The organism is Bradyrhizobium sp. (assembly GCF_017881085.1).
Classification (GTDB): domain Bacteria; phylum Pseudomonadota; class Alphaproteobacteria; order Rhizobiales; family Xanthobacteraceae; genus Bradyrhizobium.
Window position 1 is genome coordinate 1 of sequence record NZ_JADGRI010000206.1, and the last position, 9,806, is coordinate 9,806.

Annotated in this window: 9 protein-coding genes; 1 reads left to right on the forward strand and 8 read right to left on the reverse strand. The window is 64.9% G+C overall.

Annotated elements, in window-relative coordinates; translation table 11 throughout:
• From QZ213_RS18555 to QZ213_RS18565, 3 genes are all read right to left on the reverse strand, one after another.
• Window positions 1-1,191: MFS transporter (locus QZ213_RS18555; RefSeq protein WP_291687551.1), on the reverse strand; the 1,191-nt coding region annotated here is incomplete at its 3' end.
• 93 nt (window positions 1,192-1,284) lie between these two features.
• Window positions 1,285-2,631, reverse strand: a complete 1,347-nt coding sequence (glmM, locus tag QZ213_RS18560) for a phosphoglucosamine mutase (protein WP_291687552.1) — start codon at window positions 2,629-2,631, stop codon at window positions 1,285-1,287.
• A gap of 214 nt (window positions 2,632-2,845) precedes the next feature.
• Complete coding sequence (locus QZ213_RS18565) at window positions 2,846-3,013, reverse strand: hypothetical protein (protein WP_291687553.1); 168 nt, start codon at window positions 3,011-3,013, stop codon at window positions 2,846-2,848.
• 122 nt (window positions 3,014-3,135) lie between these two features.
• Between QZ213_RS18565 and QZ213_RS18570 the strand changes: the two genes are divergently transcribed.
• Complete coding sequence (locus tag QZ213_RS18570) at window positions 3,136-4,272, forward strand: alpha-hydroxy acid oxidase (protein ID WP_291687559.1); 1,137 nt, start codon at window positions 3,136-3,138, stop codon at window positions 4,270-4,272.
• 46 nt (window positions 4,273-4,318) lie between these two features.
• Here the strand turns inward: QZ213_RS18570 and QZ213_RS18575 are convergent, their stop codons facing one another.
• The 5 genes from QZ213_RS18575 to QZ213_RS18595 all read right to left on the reverse strand — a co-directional run bounded on the left by QZ213_RS18575 (window position 4,319) and on the right by QZ213_RS18595 (window position 9,697).
• Window positions 4,319-4,945: a DUF5666 domain-containing protein gene (locus QZ213_RS18575; RefSeq protein ID WP_291687554.1), complete on the reverse strand. Its 627-nt coding sequence runs from the start codon at window positions 4,943-4,945 to the stop codon at window positions 4,319-4,321.
• 112 nt (window positions 4,946-5,057) lie between these two features.
• The gene (locus QZ213_RS18580) at window positions 5,058-5,684 is read right to left on the reverse strand and encodes a hypothetical protein (RefSeq protein WP_291687555.1); all 627 of its coding nucleotides are present in this window, start codon (window positions 5,682-5,684) and stop codon (window positions 5,058-5,060) included.
• A 61-nt stretch (window positions 5,685-5,745) separates the two neighbouring features.
• Entirely contained in the window at window positions 5,746-6,591 is an 846-nt protein-coding gene (locus QZ213_RS18585) for a shikimate dehydrogenase (protein ID WP_291687556.1), read from the reverse strand.
• Between the two features lie 366 nt (window positions 6,592-6,957).
• Window positions 6,958-9,006: an elongation factor G gene (locus QZ213_RS18590; RefSeq protein WP_291687557.1), complete on the reverse strand. Its 2,049-nt coding sequence runs from the start codon at window positions 9,004-9,006 to the stop codon at window positions 6,958-6,960.
• A 205-nt stretch (window positions 9,007-9,211) separates the two neighbouring features.
• Window positions 9,212-9,697, reverse strand: a complete 486-nt coding sequence (locus tag QZ213_RS18595; RefSeq protein WP_291687558.1) for a DUF992 domain-containing protein — start codon at window positions 9,695-9,697, stop codon at window positions 9,212-9,214.
• Window positions 9,698-9,806 lie beyond the last annotated feature (109 nt).

Genomic DNA, 9,806 nt, shown 5'->3' on the forward strand with positions numbered 1-9,806 from the left:
CTGATAGACGAAGGCGATGCCGGTATGATCGGCGACCTTGCCGAGCACCGCGGCGCCGAGACCGCCGATGCCGAACGCAAATCCAAAAAACACGCCGGAAATCATGCCGAAGCGGTGCGGCATCAGTTCCTGTGCGAACACGATGATCGACGAGGTCGCCGACGAAATGATAAGGCCGATGAATCCCGTCAGCACCGCGCTCGCAAACAGGCCCGCATAGGGCAGCGCCAGCGTGAACGGCAGCGCGCCGAGGATCGAAAACCAGATCACGTATTTGCGGCCGAAGCGATCGCCCAGCGGTCCGCCGAGGAACGCCCCCGCCGCGTTCGAGGCGAGGAAGATGAACAGATAGAACTGGGCTGCCTGGGTCGAGACGCCGAATTTTTCGATCAGGTAGAAGATGTAATAGCTCGACAGGCTGGAGACATAGAGCTGCTTCGAGAACAACAGCGCCACCAGCACCCCGAGCGCCATCATGACGCGGCGCGAGCTCGGCGCATCCGGATGCAGATGGATCGGCGCGGCCTTTTTCGCCGCGATCTGCGGCCTGTACCATTGCCCGATCCGCCACAGGATCACGATCGCGAGGAACGCGATCGAGGAAAACCAGGCGATGCTCGGCTGGCCGAACGGCACCACGATCAGCGCCGCAAGCAGCGGACCCATCGACGTTCCGAAACTGCCGCCGAGCTGAAATACCGATTGGGCAAAGCCGTAGCGTCCGCCCGATGCGAGCCGCGCGATCCGCGCCGATTCCGGATGAAACACCGCAGACCCGAGGCCGACCAGCCCTGCCGCGACCAGGATGACGGGATATCGCTGCGCGACGCTGAGCAGCAGCAATCCGAGGAAAGTGAATCCCATGCCGATCGCGAGCGAGAACGGCTGGGCTTTCCTGTCGGTGAAATGTCCGATCACCGGCTGCAGCAGCGAGGCGGTGAACTGGAACGCCAGCGTGATCATGCCGATCTGCGCGAAATCCAGCGCGTAGCTGTCCTTCAGGATCGGATAGACCGACGCGATCAGCGACTGCATGGTGTCGTTGAGAAAATGCGAAAAGCTGATTCCGGCCAGCACGACATAGGCGGGCCCGCTCGCGGCGGCCTTTCGTGCGGCGGAAGACGCCGTCACGTCCGGCACGATCACCGGCGCGACCAGTGCTTCCTCGGAGACGACGACGGACTTGTTCAAGGGATTATTCCCGACAGAGGTGCTGCGCGATCCGCGCGTCCTACGATGGCGGAGCGGCGGCGACCAGCACCATCAGGAAATGGCTGCGATGCGTTACGCCGCCGCGGCATGGCCGAGCGCTGAGACGATGTGATCGACCACTTCCTCGACCAGGATGCGGTCGTCGCCCTCGCCCATCACGCGGATCACGGGCTCGGTGCCGGACGAGCGGACCAGGAGCCGGCCGTGGCCGTTGAGGCGTTTCTCGCCGGCGACGATCGCCGACTTGACCTCGGCGTCGTCGAGCGGCTTGCCGCTGCGGTAGCGCACGTTCTTGAGGATCTGCGGCAGGGGATCGAAGCGGTGGCAGACCTCCGACACCGGGCGGCGAAGTTTCTGCACCACCGCGAGCACCTGAAGGGCGGCGACAAAGCCGTCGCCGGTCGTGGCGTAGTCGGACAGGATGATGTGGCCGGACGGCTCGCCGCCGACATTATAGCCGCGGCTCAGCATCTGCTCGAGCACGTAGCGATCGCCGACCGGCGTGCGCACGAGTTCGATGCCCTGGCCTTCGAGAAAGCGCTCCAGCCCGAGATTGGACATCACGGTGGCGACGATGCCGGGCTTGGCAAGGCGGCCGTCTTCCTTCCAGCTTTGCGCGATCACCGCGAGCAGCTGGTCGCCGTCGACCAAATGGCCGCGTTCGTCGACCAGGATGACGCGGTCGGCGTCGCCGTCGAGCGCGATGCCGATGTCGGCGCGCATCTCGCGCACCTTGCGGCTCAGCGCTTCCGGCGAGGTCGATCCGCATTCCTTGTTGATGTTGAATCCATCGGGGTCGACGCCGATCGAAACAACGTCGGCCCCCAGCTCCCACAGCGCTTCCGGCACCACCTTGTAGGCCGCGCCATGCGCGCAATCGATCACCACGCGCAGGCCGTCGAGGCTCAGATCGCGCGGCAGCGTACGCTTGGCGAATTCGATGTAGCGGTCATGGACGCCGTCGATCCGGCGGGCGCGCCCGAGACTGGCGCTCTGCGCCAGTTTCTTGTCGAGGCATTCGTCCAGCAACTGCTCGATCTGCATTTCGACGTCGTCGGAAAGCTTGAAGCCCTGCGGGCCGAACAGCTTGATGCCGTTGTCCTCGAACAGATTATGGGAGGCGGAAATCATCACGCCGAGATCGGCGCGCATCGACTTGGTCAGCATCGCCACCGCCGGCGTCGGGATCGGCCCGAGCAGCAGCACGTCCATGCCGACCGAGGTGAAGCCGGCCACCATCGCGTATTCGATCATGTAGCCGGAGAGCCGGGTGTCCTTGCCGATGACGACCCGATGGCGATACTCGCCGCGCTGAAACACCAGTCCGGCCGCCTGCCCGACCTTGAGCGCCAGCTCCGGCGTGATCAAACCATTGGCACGGCCCCGAATCCCGTCCGTACCGAAATATTTGCGGCTCATAGTTCCCCCAGCAGCTATCGAGGCTTCGCCAACCCACCCGGCGCGAAGTGTCGAACGCCCGCCATCCCGGCGTGTAGCGAGTTATAATGCGTTCGCGGCTAAAATGGCTTCAAGAAATATGATGAATGATTACCAGCGGCCGAGCCGGCCCTGACGCGTCAACACATTGTTAATGCTTGATTTATTCGGCAAAGGCCCGCGGGCGGCCGTAGCCTCAGTCCTTTCGCCAGACGTCGTGGTCGGCTTTCGAGGGTGCCGGCTGGGTGACATTCACGGGGTCCGAGCCCGGAAAGGTCTCTTCCAGCCCCTCCTCCAGCGCCTGATCCAGCCGCCGCTTCTCGTCGCCTTTGGCCTCTTTGGGGTGGGAGCGTGGTCCGATCATGGGTGCCTCCTGGTTGCCAGCCGATACCCCGCGAAACGATTTTGCGGGGCCCCCGGGCATGCTAGATGAACAGCGAAAGCGCCAAATACAAGAAGGCATACTGGAAGGGCCGGGAAACGTTCATGAAGCACATCACCTGCATCGAAGATCTGCGCCAGGTACACAGGCGCAAGGTGCCCAAGGCATTTTTCGACTATGCCGACCGCGGCTCCTACGCCGAGGAGACGCTGCGCGCCAATGTCGACGACCTGCAGCAGATCAAGTTCCGCCAGCGCATCCTGGTCGACGTCTCGAAGCGCGATCTGTCGACCAGCATTCTCGGCGAACCGGCCGCGCTGCCGCTGATCCTGGCGCCGGTCGGGCTGACCGGCATGCAATTCGGCGACGGCGAAATCCACGCCTGCCGCGCCGCGCACGCCGCCAATATCCCCTACACGCTGAGCACGATGTCGATCTGCTCTATCGAGGACGTCGCCGCCAATGTCGACAAGCCGTTCTGGTTCCAGCTCTACGTCATGAAGGACCGCGGTTTCATCAAGGCGCTGATCGAGCGCGCCATCGCCGCCAAATGCAGCGCGCTGGTGCTGACCGTCGACCTGCAGGTAATCGGGCAGCGCCATGCCGACATCAAGAACGGCATGACGGTGCCGCCGGAATGGACGCTGTCGAAGCTGGTCGATTTCGCCACCAAGCCGGCCTGGGTGTCCGGCGTGCTGCGCGGCAAGCGCCGCACCTTCGGCAATCTGGCCGGGCACCTCAAGGGCACCGATGACATCACCGCGCTGGGAACCTGGATCGCGACGCAGTTCGACACCACGCTGAACTGGAAGGACGTCGAATGGATCCGCAGCATCTGGCCGGGCAAGCTGGTCCTGAAGGGCATTCTCGACGTCGAGGATGCCGAGGAGGCGGTCAAGACCGGCGCGCAGGCGATGGTGGTCTCCAACCATGGCGGACGCCAGCTCGACGGCGCGCCGTCGTCGATCGAGGTGTTGCCGGAAATCGCCGATGCCGTCGGCTCGCAGATGGAGATCCTATTCGACGGCGGGATTCGCTCGGGCCAGGACGTGATGCGCGCGCTCGCACTCGGCGCCAAATCCTGCATGATCGGCCGCGCCTATATCCACGGCCTCGGCGCCTATGGCGGCCCGGGCGTGGCGAAGGCGATCGACCTGATCGCCAAGGAACTCAGCGTCACCATGGGCCTGTGCGGCGTCAACAAGATCGCCGAGATCGACGACCACGTGATCGCGGTTTAGAGTCCTTCGCTCCCCTTCTCCCCTTGTGGAGAAGGGGAAGGGGCCCTCACATCGGCGGCGTGATGCCGTCGCGGCCGACATTGACGCGGTTGGCTTCCAGCGTGCCGTCGTCTTTCCTGGTGGCGCCGAAGATGATGATCTTGGCGCCCGGCTTCAGCTCGGACTTGTCGCCGGGAAGGAATGTGACGATCGGCGTCCCCGGCGGCACCACGACATTCTTCTCGCCTTCCTTGTACTTGACCAGGATGTTCTGGCCGTCGGTACCCGCGACCGTCTGGGCGACGGTGGCGTTGGTCATGGTCGAGTTGGGGCGCAGATCCCAGGGCCGGAAACCTTCGGCCACGCCGCGCTGCGCCTCGGGAAAGATATGAACGGCGAGCGCCTTCTGGGTGCCGTCGGGTTCCGGCACCGCGGAGACGCCGATGTAGGACCCCTCCTTGATTTCCGAGATCGCGATGTTGGCGACGCCGAACACCGCAACATTGTCGGTCACGCGCACCTTCATGTCGGTGCCCTCGCGCGATTTCACCGTCAGCAGCGAACCGTCGACGGCTTCGATGGTGCCGCGAATTCGCACGGTGGGCGGCTGCTGGGCCCATGCAGCCGATCCCAGCACCGCTATCATCGTCAGCGCAGCCAGCGCGCGCGGCAGCGATGAAGAAATTCTCAACATGCCTTGTCCTCCCCAAGCTTGTCCAACCAGAGGAAAACACCGCCCTGCGCGGGTTATTCCGGGATAACGCAACTGTGAGGTGCGATTCGGCGCGACGCCGGGCCGGGAAGTTTCACATCGGCGGCGTCAGCCCGTTAAGGCCGACGCTGATGCGGTTGGCCTCGAACGAACCGTCGGGCTGCTGCTTGATGAAGGCGATCACCTTGGCGCCGGCCTTGAGCTCGGACTTGTCGGCGGGGACGTAGGTCACGACCGGCGTGTCCGGCGAAACCACGACTTTCTTCTCGCCATCCCTGTACTTGACCGTCAGCGTATGCCCTTCATTGCCGACGACGCTCTCGGCCACCGTCGCATTGGTCATGGTCGAGTTGGGGCGCAGATCGAACGGCCGCGATCCCTCCCCGGTGCCGCGCATGCTTTCCGGAAAGACATGCACTTCGACCGCGTCGGCCTCGCCGCCGGGTCCAGGAACCGTGGTGGTGCCGATGAAGGAACCGACCTTGATGTCGGCAAGCGAAATCCCGGTGATGCCGACCAGGCGCATGTCGGCGGCCATGTGCAGCCTGAAATCCTCGCCACTGCGCGATTTGACCGTGAGCACGTCGCCGTCGACGGCTTCGATCGTGCCGCGAACCCGCGATGGTGTCGGCGGCTGCTGCGCGATCGCGTAAAGCGACGATCCGACCACGGCCGCCATGATGACAAGCGGACGAAAAAGCGTTGAACGACGAATGGGCATGAATGGGTCTCCTGTGGCCACCACCTAACCACGGACACCGGCGCTGCAACGATATTCCGGCTCAAAGCTTTGTGAGATCGGCCTCGATCAAGGCGCGAAGCTCCGGCGTGACCTTGGGCCGCTGTCCGAACCAGAGTTCGAACCCGCGCACCGCCTGGTGCAGCAGCATGCCGAGCCCATCGGCGGTCTTCAGCCCGCGCGCCCGCGCCGCCGCCAGCAACGGCGTCTCCAGCGGCACATAGACGAGGTCGGCAACGACGGCATGCGCCGGCAACCGGCCGACGTCGATCTCGAGCGCGGGCTGGCCGTGCATGCCAAGCGAGGTCGTGTTCACCAAGAGGTCGACCCGCGGCAGCCATTCGCCGATCGCCTCCCACGAAACCGGATGAACGCGGGCGCCGAACTGATCGGCGAGCGCGCGGGCCCGTTCGAGCGTGCGGTTTGCCAGATAGACGCGCTTGACGCCGCGCTCGATCAATCCGAACAGCACGGCGCGCGACGACCCGCCCGCGCCCAGCACCAGCGCATCGTTGGTGGCAGCGTCCCACCCCGGCGCGCAGGCGTCGAGATTGTTGATGAATCCCTCGATGTCGGTGTTGGTCGAACAGAGCTCGCCGTCCTCGTACCACAGCGTGTTGGCGGCGCCGACCGCGCGGGCTCGCTCGTCCGGCCTGGTCAGCGCCAGCGCGCGCTCCTTGTGCGGAATGGTGACATTGGCGCCGACGAAGCCGTGCGCCTTCAGATGCAGCACGAATTCGGCAAAGCCTTCGGGCGGGATCGCCTCGATGTTGTAGCCGCCCTCGAGGCCCGATGCCCGCAGCCAGTAATGATGGATCAGCGGCGAGCGCGAATGCGCCGCCGGCCATCCGATCAGGCATGCGGCGCGGGGTTTGGTGGCGGCTGTCATGGGAGGTCCTGTTGCAACGCACCCGGTACGTGGACGTCGTCGCTGCTCAAATCGGGCAAGCCGCGCTCGCTGTCAATGCTAGCAATGCACGGTCACCGCAACGATCGCGCTCAGCCCCAGCGCGCCGCCCGCGCCAAACCAGATCGCGGCGATATGTTGCGGCGCGAATCAAGCATTGCTCCGGAAACCTGCCCGCCTTGCGTGACGCCAGTGTTCACGAAAGCGGCGAGATTGGAAAGCAACACCGAACGGTAGCACGGTGGGAATTGCATTACCCCGTCATTCCGGGATGGTCCGAAGGACCAGACCCGGAATCTCGAGATTCCGGGTTCGCGCTATCGCGCGCCGGAATGACAGCGACCACAATCACGCCGCGACGCGGTGCGCGGCGATGATCTGATCGGCGGCGCGGCCGGTGACCTCGGCCATGCGGTCGAAAGCCCGCGTGAAACTGCCGGCGCCGGCGGTGGCCGAGCGCAATTCCACGATCAACTCGCCGATCTCGGCTTCCGGCATCATGGCGCGGACGCAGTCCCATCCCGGCCAGCCCTCGCGGGTGTCGAAGCCGAGAATCTGCCCGCGCCGTCCCGACAGGATGGCGTTGATCTTAGCGGTGGAATCCGTCGGACAGACGATCTCCACCACATGGATCGGCTCCAGCAGCACCGGCTGGCATTGCGGCAGCGCCTCGGAGACGCCGATCCGCGCCGCGGTGCGGAAGGCGAGGTCCGAGGAGTCCACGCTGTGATAGGAACCGTCGGTGAGCGTCACCTGCAGGTCGATGACGGGGAAGCCGAGCGGCCCGCGCAACAAACCGTCGACCACGCCCTCTTCCACCGCGCCGATGTAATTGCGCGGTACCGCGCCGCCGACCACCTTTTCGTGAAACTCGAAGCCGCCGCCGCGCGGCAGCGGCGCGATCTCAAGCACCACGTCGCCGAACTGGCCGTGGCCGCCGGACTGCTTCTTGTGGCGGCCGCGCTGGGTGATCGATTTGCGGATGGTCTCCTGATATCCGATCGCCGGCGGATGCGATTTGACGTGAACGCCGAAGCGGTCGCTCAGGCGCTCCAGCGCGACCCGCAGATGCATTTCACCTTGCCCCCACAGCACGATGTCGTGGGTTCTCGGGTTCTGGATCATGGTCAGCGAGGGATCCTCCTCGTTCAGCCGCAGCAGCGCCTGGCCGAGCTTGACGTCGTCCTTGCGGTCGTTTGCGGCGATCGCCATCGACAGCACCGGCGGCAACGGCTCGATGGCGACAAGCGCTTTCGGCGCGGTCTTGCCGCTCGAGAGCGTGTCGCCGGTCTTGATGGCGTCGAGCTTGCCGAGCGCGACGGTATCTCCGGCCTCGGCAGACGCGCGCTTGGTGTCGTGGGCACAGTTGACATTCGAGATGCCCGACACCCGCCCGCTCTCCCCGGATGAGGATTGCAGCGTCGCGCCGTCATCGATGTGGCCCGCGAACAGGCGCGTGAGCGACAGTTTGCCGCCATGCTGCAGATGCACGGTCTTGAACACGTAGCCGGTCGCATCCTTGGATGCGGGCACGCCGAGACGCTTCGCGGTCTCGGCCACGCCGGGCGCTTCATGGCGCAGCGCCTTCATCAGGCGCAGCACGCCGTTCTCGCGCGCGGCCGAGCCGAGCAGCACCGGGCAGATCAGCCCCTCGCGCAATTCACGCGCCAGATCGTCGAACACCGCGTCGCGCGGCGGCGGAATGTCCTCGAGCAGTTGCTCCATCAGCGCGTCGTCGTGATCGGCGAGCTTTTCCAGCATCGAGAACCGGGCTTCCTTCTCGCGGTCGAGATCGCCGCCCTCCAGCGCCACGACTTCGGAAGCCTTGTGTTCGCGGTAGACGAAGGCGCGTTCCAGCGCCAGATCGACGAAGCCGGCGATCAGGTCGCCGTTCCAGATCGGAATCTGGCGCAATACCAGCGGAATCCGCGACGCCGGCTGCAAGGTCGCGAGCGTCTCGCGGATGCGCTTGTTGGCGCGATCGATCTTGTTGAGAAACAGAAAGCGCGGAATGCCGAGATCCTCGAGTTCGCGCAGGATGAGCTGAAGCTGCGGCAGCTTTTTTTCGTCGGCCTCGCAGACCACGACCGCGGCATCGACCGCCGGCAACGCGGCGCGCATGTCGTGCGCGAACTCGACCGAACCGGGACAATCGATAAAGGTGTAGCTGTCGCCCATGAAATTCGTGGTGGCGGCGCTGAGGCCGACGCCCATCTTGTGGCGGCGGGCTTCCGCCGTCGCATCGCCGACGGAAGTTCCGGCGTCGACGTTGCCAGCGCGCGGGATCGCCCCGGTGCGCGCCAATATCGCTTCTAGAAGTGTGGTTTTACCGCTTTGGAAAGGGCCCACCAGTGCGATGCACCGTGGACCGCGGGGACTTCTGACATCTTGTCCCATTGCCGCCTCCTTTTTTTGGAGCTCGGCCCTTGATTGGGTCGGCGGGGAAGATGCTCCCCCTCCGCCGGCGATTTGGCAAGCCGGAAAAACGTCGCTGCGGTACATTGCGCGACACGCGGACGTTTGCCGCTGATTGGCGTTCGCAGGAAATGCTCCCTCGCCCGGCTCTCTTCCGCGAGCGAGCGAGGGATTAATAATTAAGGAGTTACCTGCCCGGCCGAAGTTCCAGGCTTTCAAGCCCGGCCGCGACGCTCAAGCCGACCTGGCCCTGCACGCTGAGCGGCTGCAGCGCGATCGAATTCTCCGAGCCGCCGACCAGCACGTTGCCGCCGAGACCGACGCCGACCGAGGCGCTGCCCTGCGCGCCGGCGTAATTGCCCGAAAGATCGCCCGGCCCGAGCCGTGACACCGGCGCGTAGACGCCCCAGGCCAGCGCCGATTCCTGGGTGATGCCAAGATCGATGCCGACCTTGCGGATGGTCGCGACATAGCGGTCCTCGGGCATGCCCTCGGCGCGCAGCACGCAACCGAGGTTGGTCACGGAGCCGACGATGAAGCCGACGCTCGCGCCGCCACGGCATTCGAGCACGCCGACCCGTAGGCGATCCATCGGCTGCTGCGCATGGGTGCCGGCGAAGGATGTGACCAGCGTGGCAATGGTTAATCCGGCAAGGATAAGTGAACGGCGCATGTAGAAATCTCCGGCTGAAAAGATGTGATGCGAGCAGAAATCAGAACAGCGCCATACCCCGGGCGCTGGCTTTTCTATGACACAACATCGGCAGTCATGCCAGATTTGG

Bases quoted from the DNA above. Each gene is read 5' to 3' on its own strand.
- glmM (WP_291687552.1), bottom strand. From the start codon at position 2,631: ATGAGCCGCAAATATTTCGGTACGGACGGGATTCGGGGCCGTGCCAAT.
- QZ213_RS18595 (WP_291687558.1), bottom strand. From the start codon at position 9,697: ATGCGCCGTTCACTTATCCTTGCCGGATTAACCATTGCCACGCTGGTC.
- QZ213_RS18565 (WP_291687553.1), bottom strand. From the start codon at position 3,013: ATGATCGGACCACGCTCCCACCCCAAAGAGGCCAAAGGCGACGAGAAG.
- QZ213_RS18575 (WP_291687554.1), bottom strand. From the start codon at position 4,945: ATGTTGAGAATTTCTTCATCGCTGCCGCGCGCGCTGGCTGCGCTGACG.
- QZ213_RS18580 (WP_291687555.1), bottom strand. From the start codon at position 5,684: ATGCCCATTCGTCGTTCAACGCTTTTTCGTCCGCTTGTCATCATGGCG.
- QZ213_RS18585 (WP_291687556.1), bottom strand. From the start codon at position 6,591: ATGACAGCCGCCACCAAACCCCGCGCCGCATGCCTGATCGGATGGCCG.
- QZ213_RS18570 (WP_291687559.1), top strand. From the start codon at position 3,136: ATGAAGCACATCACCTGCATCGAAGATCTGCGCCAGGTACACAGGCGC.
- QZ213_RS18590 (WP_291687557.1), bottom strand. From the start codon at position 9,006: ATGGGACAAGATGTCAGAAGTCCCCGCGGTCCACGGTGCATCGCACTG.